Here is an 18,416-nt window from a genome sequence, read left to right as displayed (position 1 = left end):
AGAGGGCTCGGGGGGGGCCCCCCTGTGTCCCGCGGCGCGGGGGGCACCGCCCTTTCCGAAGAGACCGTCAGCCGGTGTTGCGCAGGCCCGCCGCCACGCCGTTGACCGTGAGCAGCAGGGCCCGGGACAGGAGCGGGTCGGGCTGCTCGCCCGCGGCTGCCGCGTCGCGCTGGCGCTTGAGGAGGGTCACCTGGAGGTAGGAGATCGGGTCCAGGTAGGCGTCGCGGATGGTGAAGGTCTGCTTGAGGACGGGTGTGGCGGCCAGCAGTTCCTGCTCGCCGGTCACCCGGAGCACCTCGCGGACGGTCAGTTCGTGCTCGGTCCTGATCGTGTCGAAGACGTGCTTCAGCTCGTCGGGGACGAGGGTGTCGACGTAGTGCTGGGCGATCCGCAGGTCGGTCTTGGCCAGGGTCATCTCGACGTTGGAGACGAAGTTCTGGAAGAAGTGCCAGTGTTCGTGCATCTCGTCGAGCACGGTGTCGAGGCCGGCCTCGCGCAGCGCCTTCAGCCCCGAGCCCACGCCGAACCAGCCGGGCACGATCTGCCGTGACTGGGTCCAGCCGAAGACCCACGGGATGGCCCGCAGCCCGTCGAGCCCCGCGCCGGAGTCGGGGCGGCGGGAGGGCCGGGAGCCGAGGTGCAGGTCCGCGAGCTGGTCCACCGGGGTGGCGGCGAAGAAGTACGCGGGCAGGTCGGGGTCCTCGACGAGCCTGCGGTAGGCGGAGTGGGCCGCGTCGGAGACGACGTCCATCGCCGCGTCCCAGCGGGCGAGCGCCTCGACCGACTGGCGGGGAGCCGTGTGCAGGGCGGAGGCCTGGAGGGTGGCCGCGACGGTCAGTTCCAGGTTCTCGCGGGCCAGCGAGGGCACGAGGTACTTGTCGGAGATGACCTCGCCCTGCTCGGTCACCTTGATCTCGCCCTCCAGGGTGCCCCAGGGCTGGGCGAGGATCGCGTCGTGCGAGGGGCCGCCGCCGCGGCCGACGGTGCCGCCGCGGCCGTGGAAGAGGCGCAGGCGTACGCCGTAGCGGTGGGCCACGTCACGCAGCCGCCGCTGGGCGCGGTGGATCTCCCACTGGCTCGTGGTGATGCCACCGAACTTCGACGAGTCGGAGTAGCCGAGCATGACCTCCTGGACATCGCCCCGCAGCGCGACGAGGCGCCGGTAGGACGGGTCGGAGAGCATGTCCTCGAGGATGGTGTCGGCGGCCTTGAGCTCGTCCGTCGTCTCCAGCAGCGGCACGATGCCGATCTTGGCCCAGCCGGCGTGCAGGTCGACGAGGCCGGCCTCGCGGGCGAGGACGGCGGCGGCGAACACGTCGTCCGCGCCCTGGCACATCGAGATGATGTACGACTCTATGACCTCGGGTCCGAAGACCTCCAGGGCTCGCTTGACGGTCTGGAAGACGCCGAAGGTCTTCTCGCCGGCCGCGTCCACGGGGGCCGGGGTGGGGGCGAGGGGGCGCCGGGACCTGAGCTCCTTGGCGAGCAGCTTGCCACGGTACTCGCGGGGCATGTCGGAGTACCGCCAGGACTCCTCGCCGAGCCGGTCGAAGAGCTGGCCGAGGGCGTGGTGGTGGGCGTCCGCGTGTTCGCGTACGTCCATGGTGGCGAGCTGGAGGCCGAAGGCTGCGAGCGTGCGGATCGTACGGTCCATGCGGCCGTCGGCGAAGAGGCCGCCGCGGTGTTCCCTGAGGGAGGTCTGGATCAGCTTGAGGTCGTGCAGCAGTTCGGCGGTGCCGAGGTAGTCGCGGCCGTCCTCGTGCGGGGTGCCCTTGGCGAGGCGCTGCTTGGTGTTCTCCAGCTTCTGCCGGATGCAGGTGGCCTTGAGGCGGTAGGGCTCCTCGGCGTTGAGGCGCTTGTAGCGGGGGCTGATCTCGGGCAGCCGCTCCAGGTCGGTCTGGAGGGACTCCAGGAGTTCCTCCGTGGCGCCCGTGTAGCGGATGGAGTTCGACAGAAAGCCGCGGAGTTCGTCGATGGTCTCCAGGGCGTCGTTGATGCCATGCTCGTGCTGGAGGATGAGGACGTCCCAGGTCACCTGGGGGGTGACGTTCGGGTTGCCGTCGCGGTCGCCGCCGATCCAGGTGCCGAAGGTGAGGGGCCGGGTGTGGTCGGGGAGCTTGACGCCGACGCGCTCCAGTTCCGCCGTGAGGTCTTCGAGGACGTCGCCCACCGCGCCGGCGTGCAGTTCGTCCAGGTAGTAGATCGCGTTGCGGGCCTCGTCGGCGGGCTCCGGGCGTACGACGCGCAGTTCGTCGGTCTGCCAGACGAGGTCGATGTTCTCGGCCAGTCGGGTGTCGTAGCGGCGGCGGTCGGACTCGATGACCGGGGTCTCCAGGAGCGCGGCGATGCGCCGGAGCTTGTTGAGGACCGACCGGCGCGCGGCCTCGGTGGGGTGCGCCGTGAACACCGGGCGAACATTGAGGTGGGCGACCGACTGGCGCAGGTGCTCGGGGTCGGCGTCCTTGAGGCGGTCGGCCGTTCGGGCGAGGAGACCGCCCTCGGCGGCCCGCCGGGCGCGCAGTTCGCGGCCGCGGTGGACCTGCTCGGTGACGTTGGCCAGGTGGAAGTACGTCGAGAAGGCGCGGACCAGCTTGGCCGCGGTCTGGAGTTCGGTGCCGCGCAGCAGCTCGGCGGCGGCCTCACCGTCCTCGCGGGTGAGGCGGCGGACCTTTTCGACGAGCTCCAGCAGCTCGGGGCCCTCCTGCCGGACGAGGGTCTCGCCGAGGAGGTCACCCAGTCGCCTGATGTCGGCGCGCAGCTCACTACTGGTCGTCGTGGTGCTCGTGGTCAGGTCGTCGGCACTGCTCACAGGTGCGGCTCCTTGCAGTGTTGAAGCTCGTCTGGGAGGGAACCCGGAGAGCGGTCTCGCGGCGGCTGCCGCATAGCGGGCCGGACATCCGGGAAGATTTCAGAACGGACCGCGCTGTCCGACCGACTCCAGGATAGGTGTCCATGCGGACGCCCAGGCTTTCGGGCTCTTGCCGCCGGGCGACGCGCTGCCATACTTACGATGCCGTAGGTTACGGAACCGTAGGGTGCAGTGCACGGTTACCGACGCCCGGCATCTGCCTCCATTCAAGATCCCACAGGGGACGCGCATGACCTCTAGCTCCGAAGTGATCGAAGACCCTTCGAAGGCGACCGACGACACCCCCATGCCCTCCGCCACCCTCGGTGGCGAGCAGAAGCGTTCGCTCGAGCAGATCACGCTGCTGCTCTTCATCACCGTCCCCTTCCTCGCGCTGCTCGCGGCGGTGCCGCTGGCGTGGGGCTGGGGGGTGAGCTGGCTGGATCTCGGCCTGCTGGTCTTCTTCTACTACCTGGGCTGCCACGGCATCACCATCGGTTTCCACCGCTACTTCACCCACGGTTCCTTCAAGGCGAAGCGGCCCCTCAGGATCGCGCTGGCGATCATGGGCTCGCTGGCGGTCGAGGGCCCGCTGGTCCGCTGGGTGGCCGATCACCGCAAGCACCACAAGTTCTCCGACGCGGAGGGCGACCCGCACTCTCCATGGCGTTTCGGGGAGACGGTGCCGGCGCTGATGAAGGGCCTGTGGTGGGCGCACATCGGCTGGATGTTCGACGAGGAGCAGACGCCGCAGGACAAGTACGCGCCGGACCTGATCAAGGACAAGGCGATCCGGACGATCTCCCGTCAGTTCATCATGTGGACGCTCGTCTCGCTGGCGCTGCCCGCGGTGATCGGCGGTCTGGTGACGATGTCCTGGTGGGGCGCGTTCACCGGTTTCTTCTGGGGCTCGCTGGTGCGGGTGGCCCTGCTGCACCATGTCACGTGGTCGATCAACTCGATCTGCCACGCGGTGGGCAAGCGCCCGTTCAAGTCGCGGGACCGCTCGGGCAACGTGTGGTGGCTGGCCGTCCTGTCGTGCGGCGAGTCCTGGCACAACCTGCACCACGCCGACCCGACGTCGGCGCGGCACGGGGTGGAGCGGGGCCAGTTGGACTCCTCGGCGCGTATCATCCGCTGGTTTGAGCTGCTCGGCTGGGCGTATGACGTGCGCTGGCCGTCACGCTCGCGTATCGATTCCCGCCGTAACACCGACCAGGACCGCTCCCGGCGCCAGAGGGAGACGGCCGAGGCGGCATGATTGACGCCGTGGCGACCGACTCCAGCAACTCCAGCAATGAAAAGCCGCGGCGCCCCCGTCGCACCCGGATGACCGGTGCCGAGCGCCGGGCTCAACTGCTGGAGATCGGTCGCACCCTCTTCGCGGCGAAGGGCTTCGAGGGCACGTCGGTGGAGGAGATCGCGGCGAAGGCCGGGGTGTCCAAGCCGGTGGTGTACGAGCACTTCGGCGGCAAGGAGGGGCTGTACGCGGTGGTGGTGGACCGCGAGATGCGGCGTCTGCTGGAGATGGTGACGAGTTCGCTGACGGCCGGGCATCCGCGTGAGTTGTGCGAGCAGGCGGCTTTCGCGTTGCTGGACTACATCGAGGAGTACACGGACGGTTTCCGCATCCTGGTGCGTGACTCCCCCATTCCTCAGTCGACCGGCTCCTTCGCGTCCTTGATCTCCGACATCGCCACCCAGGTGGAGGACATCCTGGGCCGCGAGTTCAAGAGCCGCGGCTTCGACCCCAAACTGGCCCCCCTCTACGCCCAGGCCCTGGTGGGCATGGTCGCGCTGACCGGCCAGTGGTGGCTGGACGTCCGCCGCCCGAAGAAGGCGGAGGTGGCGGCGCATCTGGTGAACCTGGCGTGGCACGGGCTGGACGGGCTGGAGGCGAAGCCGCACTTGATAGGGCGGCGGAAGCACTGAATCGCCGGGGCGCGGGGCAGCTCTGTGGGACCGTGGGCGACGTGACGAAGATGTCGATCAGCGAGGCTCGCTCCCAGCTCGACGACCTGGTGCGCCGCGTGGCCCACGGCGGGGAGACCATTGCCCTCACCGATGGCAACGTGACCGCGCTCTTGGTCTCGCCCCAGGTCCTCGAGAACTTGGAAGACTCCCTGGCTGTCGCCGACTACCAACGGCGCAAGGCCGAGGGCACGCTCGGGGAGGGCATCCCGCACGAGGAGGTCAGGCGCAGACTGGGGTTGCGTCGGTGACAGGCAGCCGTTCCTCGGAGCCCGGCGGTGCGGCGAGCTGTACATGATCCACGGCGGAGATCATCACGCCTCCTCTTTCCTCGCGACCGCGAAGATACGGCGGAACGGGAACGGCGTGCCGTGCCTGCCGGCCGGATAGGCCTCGCGCAGGGCGGCCCGGTACTCGGCGACGAACTCCTGACGGGCCTCGGGCTCGTCGTCGAGCGCGGTGAGGACGGGCCGCAGCCCGGTCCCCTTCACCCAGTCCAGCACCGGATCCTCGCCCTCCAGCAGATGGACGTACGTCGTCTCCCACACGTCCGCCGCGCAGCCGAGGCCGGTCAGCTTCTCCAGGTAGGCCTGGGGTGCGAGGACGGCGTCGTCGTGGCGGAGGGTGTCGGCGAGGCGGCCCTTCCAGCGGGCGGAGTGGGCGAGTTCGCGCATCAGGACATGGCTCGGGGAATCGAAGTTCCCGGGCACCTGGAAGGCAAACGTGCCACCGGGCACCAGGCCCGCCACCCAGTCCGCGAACCGCTCCACATGCCCGGGGACCCATTGCAGGGTGGCATTGCTGACGATCAGGTCGTACGGCTGGGAGGGCGCCCAGGTCCGCACGTCGGCGTGGGCGAAGTCGAGGCGGCCGCCGCCCGGGGTGGGGCCCTCGTGCTCGACGTGTGCCTTGTCGAGCATCTCGGGCGAGTTGTCGTACCCGGTGATGTGCGCGGCGGGCCAGCGTGCGGCGAGCAGCGTGGTGGCGTTGCCGGGTCCGCAGCCGAGGTCGACGATGCGGGGTGGCCCGGCGGGTGGCTGTGTCGGCAGGTCGGGGACGCGGGCGAGGAGGTCGGTGAAGGGGCGGGCGCGGTGGCCGGCGTGACGTAGGTACTGGGCGGGGTCCCAGGTGGGGCTGGGCATGGGGCCTCCTGGTTGTGGCCGTGGGCGTGGGCGAACAGTCTCAGCTTCTCGGCGATTTATCTCGTGGTCAAGAGACTTGACATCAAGAGACTTCACATCGACACAACCACTACACTGATCGTCATGGAGGACGAGGTCGATCGGCTGGTCGCAGCGTGGCGCCGGGAGCGCCCGGACCTCGACGTGGAGCCGCTGGAGGTACTCAGCCGGGTCAGCAGACTGGCCCGGCACCTGGACCGCGCGCGCCGTCTGGCCTTCGCCGAGCACGGTCTGGAGCCCTGGGAGTTCGACGTCCTGACCGCGCTCAGGCGCGCGGGAACGCCGTATCAGCTCTCGCCGGGGCAGCTGCTGACGCAGACCCTGGTCACCTCGGGCACGATGACGAACCGCATCGACCGGCTGGCGAAGAAGGGCCTGGTGGAGCGGCTGCCCGACCCGAGCGACCGGCGCGGTGTGCTGGTGCGCCTCACGGTGGAGGGCCAGGACCGCGCGGACCAGGCCCTGGCCGGTCTGCTCGACCAGGAGCGCGCGATCCTCGCGGAGCTGTCCCGCGCCCAGCGAAGCGAACTGGCGGGCCTGCTACGCCAGTTGACCGCCCCGTTCGACAACATCCCCGGCTAGGTCGACCGGCCCCACACCCGCTCTCCGCGCGAGCGCGACGGCGGCCAGGGTGCTGTGCACGCCGAGCTTGCCGAGCACGTTCTGCATGTGGGTGCGGACGGTGTGCGGGGAGAGGAACAACCGTTCGGCGACGGCCTTGCGGCCCAGCCCGGCGACCATGCACCGCAGCACTTCCCGCTCGCGCGGGGTCAGCGACTCCACGAGCCGCTCGCTCTCGGTGCGATGCTTGCGCGCCGCGGTCAGCTCCCGCAGGACGCCCGTGAGCAGGGCGGGCGGCAGATGGGTCTCCTCGCGCAGCACGCCCCGGATGACCGTGAGCAGCCGGGACAGCGAGCAGTCCTTGGCCACCCATCCGGAGGCGCCGGCCTGGAGGGCGAGCGCGGCCCGCCGCGGATCGTCCTTCTCGGCGAGCACGACGATCCGTACGCCCGGCTGCGCGGAACGCACCCCGGCGACCAGCGAAATCCCGTCGACGAGCCCGTCCTCATTGCCCGCCTGGACGGGTACGGCGGGCCGGACACCGGGCACATTGCCGCCCAGGTCGGAGTCGACCAACAGCACGTCGAAGCGGCGCCCCTCGGCTGCCGCCCGCTCCAGACTGCGCAGCGCGGCCGGGCCGCTGCCCGCCGCGGACACGTCCACGTCGGGCTCGGCCGCCAGGGCCGCGGCGAGCGACTCGGCGAAGATGCGATGGTCGTCGACGACCAGCACTCGAATGCGGACCACGAAACCCCCTTCCCCAGGCTCCGGAAAGAGCAGGGGATACCCCAAAGGTTCGGAGAACGACGACGGAGTGCGGGTACGACGCCTGGGGTTGTCACACCGCACGGCCGCCGCCGTGCTGAGACCGCTACCCCCACTTCGGGCGTCGTACCCGACTGTCTCGCCCCCTGATCAGCACCGGCCCCCACCGGTGCTGTTCATCAGAGTACGGGTGGGGGGCTGGAGCGGAAGGTAATTTGCAGAACTGGCTGTCCGACGCGTTTATGGTGAGCCGCATGTTTCGTATCGAGACAGGAGTCGACAAGGAGCGGCGCGATCTTCTCCGGATTCGACTGCGGGAGACGGACACGGCGGCCTCTCCCGTCCTGCGCGCCCTGCGCGGCACTCCCGGTGAACGCGAAGTCCCCCTCCATGTCTGGGTACTGGACGACGGCACGGACACCCTGGCCGGCGGCTTCGTCGGCCACACCTGGGCGACCTGGCTGCACGTGACGCACCTGTGGGTCGACGAACGGCACCGGGGTGCGGGCATCGGCTCCCGGCTGCTCGCGGAGGCGGAGCGGGCGGCGTACGGGAAGCGCGGGTGCCGGCGGGCCCGGGTGGAGACCTGGGACTTCCAGGCGCCGCGGTTCTACCAGCGGCGGGGCTACGAGGTGGTGTGCGTGATCGACGACTATCCGCCGGGGGTCACGGAGTACACGCTGACGAAGCGGTTGGGCCGCCCCGGTGCCAGGTGAGCCGGTCCGTGCTGTGAACCCGTGCTGTGGGGATGCCCGCCCGGTTGGTAGCGTCTCCCGTCCCATGTCACACAGGGAGGGGCACTCATGGCCACGACGATCCGCAGGGCAGTCATCCCCGCCGCCGGTCTGGGGTCCCGCCTTCTCCCGCTGACGAAGGCGACGCCCAAGGAGATGCTGCCCGTCGGGGACAAGCCCGTCATCGAGCACACCGTCCGGGAGCTGGTGTCCTCCGGCATCACCGACATCACCATCGTCGTCTCGGGCGGCAAGGGGCTCATCCAGGACCACTTCCGGCCCAACCCGGCGCTCGTCGACCAGCTGCGGGCCGACGGGAAGTCGGTGTACGCCGACGCGGTGCAGGAGGTCGGTGAGCTCTCCCGCCTCGGGCACATCACCTACCTCGACCAGCACGGCCCGTACGGCAACGGAACTCCCGTGCTCAACGCCGCCCGCAACTTCGGTGACGAGCCGATGCTCGTCCTGTGGCCCGACGACGTCTTCGTCGCTGACGTTCCGCGCGCCCAGCAGCTGATCCGGGCCTACGAGGCGACCAGCTGCCCGGTGCTCGCCCTGATGCCGATGGACCCGGCCGACTCCCAGCGCTACGGCGTACCCGTGGTCAAGGAGGACCTGGGCGACGGCCTGCTGCGCATCACCGGCCTGGTGGAGAAACCGCAGCCGCAGGACGCGCCCTCGGCCTACGCCGCCATCGGCGGATACGTCATCACCCCCGGCATCATCGACGAGCTGCGGGAGCAGACCAAGCGCTGGTACGAGCACCGGACCGGTGAGATCTACCTGACGGACGCCATCAACGCCTACGCGAGCAGCCGCGCCGTCTACGGTCAGGTGATCCAGGGCCGCTGGTACGACACCGGCAACCCCCTGGCCTACCTCACAGCCCAGTTCGCCGCCGCCCTCGCCGACCCGGAGTACGGCCCGCGCCTGCGCCGGCTGGCGGAGGACCTGGACGGGGCGGAGGGACCCCGCTGACGCCGCAAAAGGGAGCCGTAAAACGCCATGACCACGCACCCAGCAGACCCAGGTCCGTCCCGCCTCCCCCCTATGCACACCATCGGCGAACTCCGCGCCGCCCTCACCATGGGCTACGGCTTCCCCGGGGACGCCGACGACTTCGAGGCCGAGCTGGCCCGTGAGATCAACCATGCCGATCCCGCCGACCTCACCGGCATCGTCCGCCTCGTCGAGGAGTTCCGCGGCAGGATCATCGCCCGCCAGGATCCGGACTTCGACACCGCTGTCGCTGCGGCCGTCGGTGAGATTCAGGAAGCCCGCAGGACCGCCCTGTGAGCGACGCACCGCAGCAGATCATCGCCGAGATCGCTCAAGAAGCCCGCGCCCGCCGTCAGGCCATCGGCGGAGGAGCCCTCGAAGCGGTCGAGGCGCTGCGCGCTGAGCTGGAGAAACACCCGGTGCTCTATACGACGCGCCTCGAAGGCACGACACGCGCCCGGCTCTCACCGTCACCTACGTCTACGACGCCCCGCCGCCCGAGCCCGGCCTGATCCGTATCGCTCTGGTGTCGCCCGTGCGCTTCGCCGGCGGCGGTGCGGAGTCCTGACCTCCTGACCCCGCACCGTCGCTCGCGTCACTGCACCCGCCGCGCCCCCGCCGAAGGCACCGCCTCGAACACCCGAGGCGCGGTGAAGCCGGCGGAGCCGAAGGCTTCCTGGACCGCCTTGGTGATCGTGTCGACGTCGGCGGCCTCCGCCAGGACGATCGCCGAGCCGCCGAAGCCGCCGCCCGTCATGCGGGCGCCCAGCGCGCCGACACTCAGCGCCGTGTCGACGACCAGGTCCAACTCCGGGCAGGAGATGCGGAAGTCGTCCCGGAGGGAGGCGTGGCCCTCGACCAGGACCGGGCCGATGGCGCGGGTGTCGCCCGACTCCAGCAGGGACACGACTCGTTCGACCCGTGCGTCTTCCGTGACCACGTGGCGGACCAGGCGGCGGACCTCCTCCTCGTCGCCCAGCCGCTCCAGTGCCGCGTCCAGTTCGGCGTAGGGCACGTCACGCAGCGCGTCCACGCCCAGCAGCGCGGCACCCTTCTCGCAGCCGGCGCGGCGCTTGCCGTATTCGCCGTCGCTGTGGGCGTGCTTGACGCGGGTGTCGACGACCAGGAGGCGCATGCCCTCGGCGGCCAGGTCGAAGGGGATCTGCTGCTGGGAGAGGTCGCGGGTGTCGAGGAACAGGGCGTGGCCGGCCTCGCAGCAGGCGGAGGCGGTCTGGTCCATGATTCCGGTGGGGGCGCCGACGTACACGTTCTCGGCGCGCTGGCACAGGCGGGCCAGCTGCCAGCGCTTGAGGCCCAGGTCGAAGAGGTCGTTCAGGGCGAGGGCCACGACGACCTCCAGCGCCGCCGACGAGGACAGGCCCGCGCCTGTCGGCACCGTCGACGTCAGGTGGACGTCCGCGCCGGTGACCGCATGGCCCGCCTCGCGCAGGGCCCAGACCACGCCCGCCGGGTACGCGGTCCACGCGCGGTCCGACTCCGGGGTCAGGTCGTCCAGCCGCAGCTCCACGACACCGCCGTCGATGTCCGCCGAGTGCAGGCGCAGTACGCCGTCCGCACGGCGTGCCACCGCCGCGACCGTGATGTGCGGCAGGGCGAACGGCATGACGAAGCCGTCGTTGTAGTCGGTGTGTTCGCCGATGAGGTTGACCCGGCCGGGCGCCGCCCACACCCCTTCCGGCTCGGTCCCGTACAGCTCCTCGAACCGTTCGGCGACAGCCTCTGCGACAGCCTCGCTCATGCCCTGACCCCTGACCTTTCCGTACGTAACAGCTACACAGCTACAGCTGCACGGCTACTTGCCGCGCCGCTGCGCGAAGTCCCACGCGTCCGCGACGATCCCCGCGAGGTCCGCGCGGGACGGGTTCCAGCCCAGTTTCTCGCGGGCGGTGGCGGCCGAGGCCACCAGGACCGCCGGGTCGCCGCCCCGGCGGGGGGCCACGACCTCGGGGATCGGGTGGCCGGTCACCCGGCGGACGGTCTCGATGACCTCGCGGACCGAGAAGCCGTTGCCGTTGCCGAGGTTGCAGATCAGGTGCTCGCCCCGCGCCGCGGCGCGCAGCGCCAGCAGGTGCGCCTCGGCGAGGTCCGCGACGTGGATGTAGTCGCGGACACAGGTGCCGTCCGGCGTCGGGTAGTCGTCGCCGTAGACGGAGATCGCCTCTCGGGTGCCCTGCGCGACCTGCAACACCAGCGGGATCAGGTGCGACTCGGGGTCGTGGCGCTCGCCCTGCGCGCCGTACGCGCCCGCCACGTTGAAGTACCGCAGCGACACGGCACCCAGCCCGTGGGCCGCCGCCTCGCCGGTGATCATGTGGTCGACGGCGAGCTTCGTGGCGCCGTACGGGTTCGTGGGCCTGGTCGGCGCGGACTCGACGATCGGTACCTGCTCCGGCTCGCCGTACGTGGCCGCCGTGGAGGAGAAGACCAGCTTGCGCACGCCCGCCTCGCGCATGGCGCCGAGCAGCGCCATCGTGCCGCCGACGTTGTTGTCCCAGTACTTCTCGGGCTTGACGACCGACTCGCCTACCTGGGAGGAGGCGGCGAAGTGCAGGACGGCGTCGAAGGAGGAGTCCAGCCACTTGGCTGCGTCGCGGATGTCGCCCTCGACGAAGGTGGCCCCGGCCGGGACGCCCTCGCGGAAGCCGGTGGAGAGGTTGTCGAGGACGACCACCTCGTGCCCCGCCTCCAGCAGATGCTGGGCGACGACGCTGCCGACGTAGCCGGCGCCACCGGTGACCAGGTACTTACCGCTCATGAACTCGCTACCTCTCGCAGTCGCTCGGCCGCGAACTCCGGCGGCACGTCGTTGATGAACACGTTCATGCCGGACTCGGAGCCCGCGAGAAACTTCAGCTTGCCGGACGTACGGCGGATGGTGAAAAGCTCGAGGTGGAGCGCGAAGTCGTCGCGGCTCACGCCCTCGAACTCCTCCAGCGCGCCGAACGGGGCCTGGTGCCAGGCCGCGATGTACGGCGTCGGAGGCTCACCCTCGCCGAAGAGCCGGTCGAAGCGCCGCAAGAGTTCCAGATAGACCTTGGGGAACTCTGTGCGCGCGCCCTCGTCGAGACCGAGCAGGTCGGGGACGCGGCGCTTGGGATACAGGTGCACCTCGTACGGCCAGTGCGCGGCGTACGGCACGAAGGCGACCCAGTGTTCACCCTCCAGGACGACCCGCTCGCCGGCGAGTTCACGCTCCAGTACGGCGTCGAAGAGATTCTCACCGCCCGTCGCTTCCTTATGAGTTGCGACAGAACGCAGCATCAGCGCGGTGCGCGGGGTGGTGAACGGGTAGGCGTAGATCTGGCCATGCGGGTGACCCAGGGTCACACCGATCTCCGCGCCACGGTTCTCGAAGCAGAACACCTGCTCCACGGAGGGGAGATGCGACAGCTCCGACGTACGGTCGGTCCACGCTTCCAGGACCAGCCCTGCCTGCTCCTGAGTCAGATCGGCGAAGGCGGCGTTGTGGTCGGACGTGAAGCAGACGACCTCGCAGCGGCCGGAGTCGCCGGCCAGCGAGGGGAAACGGTTCTCGAAGACCGCGACGTCGTACGACGAGTCCGGGATCTCGCTCAGCCGCTCGCCCTGCGAGGGGCACAGCGGGCACTCGTCGGCCGGCGGGTGGTAGGTGCGGCCCTGGCGGTGCGAGGCGATGGCGACACAGTCGCCGAGCAGCACGTCCTGGCGGACCTCGGAGGTGGTGACGGTGCGCTCCAGCGGGCGGCGGTCGATCGCGTCCCGCACGGTGTCGTCACGCAGGTCGTAGTAGATCAACTCACGACCGTCGGCCAGTCGGGTCGAGGTCTTCTTCACGCCGGACTCCTCATTCGAGCCACCGAATCACCAAACAGGTCATCAAGCAGATCATCAAACAGAACTAAACACATCGAAACACAAGTCACCACGGCCGTCAACGTCACAATCAAACAAAAAGCGTCAACAGGAGTGTTCATCAACTGAACGCGGCGGCGTAGGTTCCGCGTTGGATCAGTTCGCGCAACGAAGCGAGTGCTTATGCAAACCCCCACAAACTCCATATATCTGGCAGCCGAGTTGCGGCTCCCCACCAACTGGCTCGACTACACGATCCTCGGCATCTACTTCGTCGTCGTCCTGGGCATCGGATTCGCCGCCCGCGCCTCGGTCAAGACCTCCCTCGACTTCTTCCTCTCCGGCCGCTCCCTGCCGGCCTGGGTGACCGGCCTCGCCTTCATCGCCGCCAACCTGGGCGCCACCGAGATCCTCGGCATGGCGGCGAACAGCGCGCAGTACGGCGTCTACACCACCCACTGGTACTGGATCGGCGCCATCCCGGCCATGGTCTTCCTCGGCCTGGTGATGATGCCGTTCTACTACGGCAGCAAGGTCCGCTCGGTCCCCGAGTTCCTGCTGTTGCGGTTCGACAAGGCAGCCCACCTGCTGAGTTCGATCCTGTTCGCCTTCGCCGCCATCCTGATCGCCGGCGTCAACCTCTACGCCCTCGCGATCGTCGTCGAGGCGCTGCTGGGCTGGCCGGAGTGGGTGGCCATCGTCGTCGCGGGCGCCTTCGTCCTCGCCTACATCACCCTCGGCGGCCTCTCCTCCGCCATCTACAACGAGGTCCTCCAGTTCTTCGTGATCCTGGCGGCCCTGATCCCCCTCTCCGTGCTGGGCCTGAAGAAGGTCGGCGGCTGGGACGGCCTGTCCGACTCCCTGACCAAGACGCACGGCGCCGACTTCATGACCTCCTGGGGCGGCACCGGCATCGGCAGCCCGAATCCGCTGGGCGCCAACTGGCTGACGATCGTGCTGGGCCTCGGCTTCGTCCTCTCCTTCGGCTACTGGACGACGAACTTCGCCGAGGTGCAGCGCGCCCTGTCCGCGAAGAACATGTCCGCCGGCAAGCGCACCCCGCTGATCGCCGCGTTCCCGAAGATCTTCATCGTCTTCCTGGTGATGATCCCGGGCCTGGTCGCCGCGGTCCTGGTCCCGAAGATCGGCACGTCCGGCTCTGACCTCCAGTACAACGACGCGATCCCGTACCTGATGGAGTCCCTGCTCCCCAACGGCGTCCTGGGCATCGCGGTGACCGGCCTCCTGGCCGCGTTCATGGCGGGCATGGCGGCCAACATCTCGTCGTTCAACACGGTGTTCACCACGGACATCTGGCAGAAGTACATCCAGAAGGACCGCGAGGACGGCTACTACGTCCGCTTCGGCCGCCTGATCACCGCGATCGGCGTCCTGGCCTCGATCGGCACGGCGTTCCTCGCCTCCTCCTTCTCGAACATCATGAGCTACCTCCAGACGCTGTTCTCCTTCTTCAACGTCCCGATGTTCGTCGTCTTCATCATCGGCATGTTCTGGAAGCGCGCGTCCATGAAGTCCGGCTTCTGGGGGCTGCTCGCGGGCACGACGGCCGCGATGGTGAACTACTTCTGGATCTACAAGCAGGGCATCATCGACATCCCCTCCGACCAGGGCGCCAACTTCGTCTCCGCCATCGCGGGGTTCGTCGCGGGCGCGGTGGTCATGATCGCCGTAAGCCTGTTCACGGCCCCCAAGCCGACCGAGGAACTCCAGGGCCTGGTGTACGGCACCCGCTCCCCCGGCATGGAGGAACCGCCCGCCGCCGGCGACGACGCCTGGTACCGCAAGCCGGCCCTGCTGGGCTGGGGCGCGGTGATCATCGCGGCCGCCTGCTACATCCCGTTCTCGTTCTGACGCGGAAGGATTGGAAGCACCATGTCTGAACACTCCGGTTTTTCCGAGAAGGACGTCCACCGGGAGGTCTCCGAACTGGAGACCAAGTCCACGACCGCCGCCCGCCTCTTCGACATCCGCCGCATCATCGGCGGCCTGTTCGTGGTGTACGGCGTCATCGTCACGATCGCCGGCATCACCGCGTCGGACGCGGACATCGACAAGGCCGAGGGCGTCAACATCAACCTGTGGACCGGCCTGGGCATGCTGCTCCTGGGCCTGTTCTTCCTGGCCTGGCTGAAGCTGAGCCCTACGGCTCCGCCGCCGCCGGATGTGGTGGCGGGGGAGGAGTCCGTGGAGTGACGGTCCCTCGCCCCGCTTGATTCGAAGCGCCCGTACGGGGTCATCGCGCGGCGTCTTTGGAGGCGCCGGCGAGGACCTCGGCCCAGACGGTCAGGCCTTCGCCGCTCTGCCGGCTTCCCCAGCGGGCGGCGAGTGAGTCGGTGATCAGCAGTCCGCGGCCGTGTTCGTGCTCCGGGGGCGGCGTCCGGGGTGCTCCTGGTGCGATCGGTGTACGACCGTCGCGTGCCTCCCCCTCGTCGGTCACGCTGACGGCGACCCTGCCGACGGTGAGGGCACAAGTGACCGTGAGGGTGCGGCTGTCGCTGTGTTCCAGGGCGTTCGCGACCAGCTCCGCGGTGATGGACTCCAGATCGTCCGCCGCGCCCGTGGGCAGGCTCCACGACCGGGCCATGTCACGGACGTGGTGCCGCGCGGCTCGTGCGGAGGCGAGGTCGTGGCCGGGGAGGGTGAGCAGGGTGAAGGCGAGTAGGTCTTGGCCGACCTCCATGGGCGACGGCGCCACCGCCTTGGTTCCGCCCGGAGGAGCCGATTGCCGTCCCCCGAGTCGCGTGCCTCGCCATCTGGCGATGAGCAGCGCGTCGGAGAGAGCGTCGGCCAACTGTTCTGCCAGCGCTCGAAGTTCAGCCTCGCCCGTTCCTCTCGCCGCAAGCACGTCCCGCGTCCGGCCGAGGAGTCGGTCAGCGAGCCCGAGCTGCACGCTTTCGATCCGGTCGGCGAGCCGGGAGGCGGCCCCGTCACCATCCGTGAGGAGGAGACAGGGCTGACCGTGAGCGCCGGTCCATGGCAAGAGTCGTACGCGATTGACTTCCTCACTCATGACGCCGCCCCCAAACAGGCGTGGATGTCACGTGTATCGAGGTCGACGCCGTACGTGGCGAGCCACAGGGCATCGCGCCGCAGCCGCTGGAGCCGCGCCTTCTCCTCGCGCTCGTGGGCCGTGAGGTAGGGGCGGACGAGAGGGGTGGCGGAGCCGTCGATGGGCCCGTACCAAGCCTGGACCGTGGCAGCGATGCGGGGAGGGGGCGGCATGAAGTGCTCGTACGACGAGCCGGAGGGACATCGCACCGCAGGCGGCTGACCTGCATGGTGACACCCAGAGGCGAGGGTGGCCCTCCGCAGCCAGCGGGCCATGCGCTCCACGAATCTGCTCATGCTCTCAACTCCTGGCGATCTGCCGGACATCTCGTGGGAAGCCTTCCATGGGAATCCCACAACAGGAGGGACCGTGAAGGGAGTTCACCGATGTGGGTGACGTGCTTCGAATTCACGTCCGGCACAGCGCAACAGCCCATAAGGTCAGCGCCGTTGGCTGAGGGAAGCCGGAGCGTTCGCTCCGGGGCAGGAAGGACCTGGCACATGACCGCCACGCAGACAGGCCCGGCCGGACGGATGCAAATCGCACGAGGCCTGATCTCGCTGCGCGAGCGATGCGGGCTGACGCAGACTCAAGTCGCCGAACGCGCGGGCGTCAGCACCACAACGGTCAGTCGGTACGAGGCATGGCAGGATCGCGCTCGCATCCGATGGGCCACGGTCAAGGCTCTGACCGACGCCTGTGAAGCCACAACCCAGGAACGCGAAGCCCTGGTAGCCATCGCCAAGTCACAGGCCGATGGCTGGTGGGTCGGCGACAGCGCGGTACCGGAATGGCTGGATCCGCTCGTGTCCTTCGAGCACGCGGCGGCGTACGAGCACGTCTTCGCGAACACGGTCATTCCCGGCCTGCTCCAGACAAGGGAGTACGCCCTCGCCATCCATCAGGCGCGTGAAGTGCGCAGCTCGAACGAGGACATCGAGCTGATGGTGGAAGCACGGATGAAACGCCAGAGCATCCTGCGCCAAGACCCGGCACTGCATCTGTGGGTGGTCCTGGACGAGGCAGTGCTGCGCAGGACAGTCGGGGACACCGAAACCATGATCCGGCAACTCAAGCACCTTGACGAGGCGGCCAAGAGCCCCAACATCGACGTTCAGATCCTCCCGTTCAGCGCGGGGGCACACGCTGCGGGAGCCGGGCACTTCGTGATCCTCGGGCGTGACGACGAACGAGAGCCCCTCAACTCCATGGCAGTTGTGTACATCGAAATGCGCCGTCGCGGTGTGTATCTCGATGACGCGGAGGACGTGGGTGACTACAAGTTGACCTTCGACTACCTTCGTTCACAGGCCGCCGACACCACTGCCTCGTCGCGGCTGATCGCCGGAGCGCGACAGGAGCTGTCCTCATGACCGACATAGCGACTCCCCCGACCGAGCCGACGGCTGTGGCGTGGTTCAAGAGCAGCCACAGCGGCGGCGAAGGCAACGAGTGCGTCGAAGTCGCCGACCTCCGAACCGAAGTGACCGTACGGGACTCCAAGAACCCCCGTGGAGGCACGCTCACCGTCTCGACCGGCGCCTTCACCGCGTTCGTTGAGGGCGTGGCACAAGGCCGGCCCGGAACCTCGCCGTCGTAAGGGTCGACACACATGCCGGTCCTACCGTTGAACGAAAGTCAACCCGGCCGCTGAACGAAACCGCTCACAGACCCGCACGGGTGAACGTCACATGCGTGACTCCGCTGGGGGAGGAGGTCGCCTCGACCTGGTAGTCCTTCTCGAGGGACTCCAGTCCGTCCCAGAGGCGGACGCCTCGGCCGAGCAGGATCGGGACCACCACGATGTGCATGTGGTCGACGAGCCCGGCGGCGAGGAAGTCGCGGATCGTGGTGGGGCCGCCGCCGATGCGTACGTCCTGGCCGCCCGCGGCCTCGCGGGCCTTCTCGAGCGCCTCGGCGGGGGAAGCGTCGAGGAAGTGGAACGTCGTGCCGCCCTCCATCTCCATCGACGGACGCGGGTGATGGGTGAGGACGAAGACCGGTGTGTGGAACGGCGGGTTGGGACCCCACCACCCCTTCCACTCCGGGTCCTCGTGCCATCCGGGGTGGCCGAACTTTCTGGCACCCATGATCTCGGCGCCGATCCCGGGAGCGAACAGCCGCAGGAAGGCGTCGTCGACTCCGCCCGTGCCGCCGGTCCCGCCGAACATCCGGCGGCCCCACCGGGTGGCCAGCATCCAGTCGTGCAGCCGCTCGCCGGCGTGGCCGAACGGTGCGTCGAGGCTCTGGCCCTCGCCGGTGGCGAAACCGTCGAGCGAGATGGAGACGTGTTGGACGCGGGCGAGTGACATGGCTGGTGTTCCTTTCCCTCGGTCGGTCGAGCTTCGTCGGATCAGCTCGGTTTCATGAGGCGAAGGTAGCCGCCCGCATTACTGTCAGCCATCGGCCGGTCACCGTAGGCGTCCACCGCGATG

General features: G+C 69.1%; 21 protein-coding genes. 12 read left to right on the top strand and 9 right to left on the bottom strand.

Annotation, left to right across the window (positions count from 1 at the left end):
• Positions 1-67: 67 nt before the first annotated feature.
• Positions 68-2,809, bottom strand: a complete 2,742-nt coding sequence (gene ppc, locus AB0I77_RS40585) for a phosphoenolpyruvate carboxylase (RefSeq protein ID WP_363287850.1) — start codon at positions 2,807-2,809, stop codon at positions 68-70.
• 289 nt (positions 2,810-3,098) lie between these two features.
• Here ppc and AB0I77_RS40580 point away from each other — a divergent pair, with 289 nt between their 5' ends.
• Genes AB0I77_RS40580 through AB0I77_RS40570 form a run of 3 tightly spaced genes read left to right on the top strand, consistent with a single transcriptional unit; the run spans position 3,099 to position 5,070 of the window.
• Positions 3,099-4,109, top strand: coding sequence for a fatty acid desaturase (locus tag AB0I77_RS40580; RefSeq protein ID WP_363287849.1), 1,011 nt, complete (start codon positions 3,099-3,101; stop codon positions 4,107-4,109).
• Positions 4,106-4,780, top strand: coding sequence for a TetR/AcrR family transcriptional regulator (locus AB0I77_RS40575; protein WP_363287848.1), 675 nt, complete (start codon positions 4,106-4,108; stop codon positions 4,778-4,780). Before AB0I77_RS40580 ends, AB0I77_RS40575 begins: the two co-directional genes overlap by 4 nt.
• Positions 4,781-4,821: 41 nt before the next feature.
• The gene (locus tag AB0I77_RS40570) at positions 4,822-5,070 is read left to right on the top strand and encodes a type II toxin-antitoxin system Phd/YefM family antitoxin (protein WP_363287847.1); all 249 of its coding nucleotides are present in this window, start codon (positions 4,822-4,824) and stop codon (positions 5,068-5,070) included.
• A 63-nt stretch (positions 5,071-5,133) separates the two neighbouring features.
• Here AB0I77_RS40570 and AB0I77_RS40565 read toward each other — a convergent pair whose 3' ends face one another.
• Complete coding sequence (locus tag AB0I77_RS40565; RefSeq protein ID WP_363287846.1) at positions 5,134-5,961, bottom strand: trans-aconitate 2-methyltransferase; 828 nt, start codon at positions 5,959-5,961, stop codon at positions 5,134-5,136.
• Positions 5,962-6,084: 123 nt separating this feature from the next.
• On the opposite strand from AB0I77_RS40565, the gene tamR reads away from it, so the two are divergent.
• Positions 6,085-6,582: a MarR family transcriptional regulator TamR gene (gene tamR / locus AB0I77_RS40560; protein WP_363287845.1), complete on the top strand. Its 498-nt coding sequence runs from the start codon at positions 6,085-6,087 to the stop codon at positions 6,580-6,582.
• Here the strand turns inward: tamR and AB0I77_RS40555 are convergent.
• Positions 6,541-7,308: a response regulator transcription factor gene (locus AB0I77_RS40555; RefSeq protein ID WP_363287844.1), complete on the bottom strand. Its 768-nt coding sequence runs from the start codon at positions 7,306-7,308 to the stop codon at positions 6,541-6,543. The two genes, tamR and AB0I77_RS40555, sit on opposite strands and share 42 nt — an antisense overlap.
• 260 nt (positions 7,309-7,568) lie before the next feature.
• Here AB0I77_RS40555 and AB0I77_RS40550 point away from each other — a divergent pair, with 260 nt between their 5' ends.
• The 4 genes from AB0I77_RS40550 to AB0I77_RS40535 all read left to right on the top strand — a co-directional run bounded on the left by AB0I77_RS40550 (position 7,569) and on the right by AB0I77_RS40535 (position 9,571).
• Complete coding sequence (locus AB0I77_RS40550; protein WP_363287843.1) at positions 7,569-8,042, top strand: GNAT family N-acetyltransferase; 474 nt, start codon at positions 7,569-7,571, stop codon at positions 8,040-8,042.
• A gap of 87 nt (positions 8,043-8,129) precedes the next feature.
• Positions 8,130-9,038, top strand: coding sequence for a UTP--glucose-1-phosphate uridylyltransferase (locus AB0I77_RS40545; RefSeq protein WP_363287842.1), 909 nt, complete (start codon positions 8,130-8,132; stop codon positions 9,036-9,038).
• Positions 9,039-9,110: 72 nt separating this feature from the next.
• A complete protein-coding gene (locus AB0I77_RS40540; protein ID WP_363287841.1) occupies positions 9,111-9,356 on the top strand; it encodes a hypothetical protein in 246 nt (81 codons plus the stop codon).
• Entirely contained in the window at positions 9,353-9,571 is a 219-nt protein-coding gene (locus tag AB0I77_RS40535; protein WP_363287840.1) for a hypothetical protein, read from the top strand. The genes AB0I77_RS40540 and AB0I77_RS40535 overlap by 4 nt, the downstream gene beginning before the upstream one ends.
• A gap of 83 nt (positions 9,572-9,654) precedes the next feature.
• On the opposite strand, the gene galK is transcribed toward AB0I77_RS40535, so the two are convergent.
• Genes galK through galT form a run of 3 tightly spaced genes read right to left on the bottom strand, consistent with a single transcriptional unit; the run spans position 9,655 to position 12,893 of the window.
• Positions 9,655-10,818 (bottom strand): galactokinase, encoded by a 1,164-nt coding sequence (galK, locus tag AB0I77_RS40530; RefSeq protein WP_363287839.1) that lies wholly within the window; start codon positions 10,816-10,818, stop codon positions 9,655-9,657.
• Positions 10,819-10,872: 54 nt separating this feature from the next.
• On the bottom strand, positions 10,873-11,835 hold the full coding sequence (gene galE, locus AB0I77_RS40525) for a UDP-glucose 4-epimerase GalE (RefSeq protein WP_363287838.1): 963 nt from the start codon (positions 11,833-11,835) through the stop codon (positions 10,873-10,875).
• Entirely contained in the window at positions 11,832-12,893 is a 1,062-nt protein-coding gene (gene galT, locus AB0I77_RS40520; RefSeq protein ID WP_363287837.1) for a galactose-1-phosphate uridylyltransferase, read from the bottom strand. The genes galE and galT overlap by 4 nt, the downstream gene beginning before the upstream one ends.
• Positions 12,894-13,094: 201 nt before the next feature.
• On the opposite strand from galT, the gene AB0I77_RS40515 reads away from it, so the two are divergent.
• Both AB0I77_RS40515 and AB0I77_RS40510 read left to right on the top strand, forming a co-directional pair.
• On the top strand, positions 13,095-14,783 hold the full coding sequence (locus tag AB0I77_RS40515) for a sodium:solute symporter family protein (RefSeq protein ID WP_363287836.1): 1,689 nt from the start codon (positions 13,095-13,097) through the stop codon (positions 14,781-14,783).
• 21 nt (positions 14,784-14,804) lie between these two features.
• Positions 14,805-15,125 (top strand): hypothetical protein, encoded by a 321-nt coding sequence (locus AB0I77_RS40510; protein WP_363287835.1) that lies wholly within the window; start codon positions 14,805-14,807, stop codon positions 15,123-15,125.
• A gap of 40 nt (positions 15,126-15,165) precedes the next feature.
• On the opposite strand, the gene AB0I77_RS40505 is transcribed toward AB0I77_RS40510, so the two are convergent.
• The gene (locus AB0I77_RS40505; RefSeq protein WP_363287834.1) at positions 15,166-15,612 is read right to left on the bottom strand and encodes an ATP-binding protein; all 447 of its coding nucleotides are present in this window, start codon (positions 15,610-15,612) and stop codon (positions 15,166-15,168) included.
• A 326-nt stretch (positions 15,613-15,938) separates the two neighbouring features.
• Positions 15,939-16,277 (bottom strand): hypothetical protein, encoded by a 339-nt coding sequence (locus AB0I77_RS40500; protein WP_363287833.1) that lies wholly within the window; start codon positions 16,275-16,277, stop codon positions 15,939-15,941.
• Between the two features lie 204 nt (positions 16,278-16,481).
• On the opposite strand from AB0I77_RS40500, the gene AB0I77_RS40495 reads away from it, so the two are divergent.
• On the top strand, positions 16,482-17,354 hold the full coding sequence (locus AB0I77_RS40495; protein ID WP_363287832.1) for a helix-turn-helix transcriptional regulator: 873 nt from the start codon (positions 16,482-16,484) through the stop codon (positions 17,352-17,354).
• Positions 17,351-17,581 (top strand): DUF397 domain-containing protein, encoded by a 231-nt coding sequence (locus AB0I77_RS40490; RefSeq protein ID WP_363287831.1) that lies wholly within the window; start codon positions 17,351-17,353, stop codon positions 17,579-17,581. The genes AB0I77_RS40495 and AB0I77_RS40490 overlap by 4 nt, the downstream gene beginning before the upstream one ends.
• Before the next feature lie 64 nt (positions 17,582-17,645).
• Here the strand turns inward: AB0I77_RS40490 and AB0I77_RS40485 are convergent, their stop codons facing one another.
• Entirely contained in the window at positions 17,646-18,293 is a 648-nt protein-coding gene (locus tag AB0I77_RS40485; RefSeq protein WP_363287830.1) for a dihydrofolate reductase family protein, read from the bottom strand.
• Between the last annotated feature and the right edge of the window lie 123 nt (positions 18,294-18,416).

This window comes from Streptomyces sp. NPDC050619, assembly GCF_040654815.1.
Classification (GTDB): Bacteria; Actinomycetota; Actinomycetes; order Streptomycetales; family Streptomycetaceae; genus Streptomyces.
The sequence above is the reverse complement of the archived record's forward strand: the minus strand, read 5'-3'. Positions and strand labels throughout refer to the sequence as shown.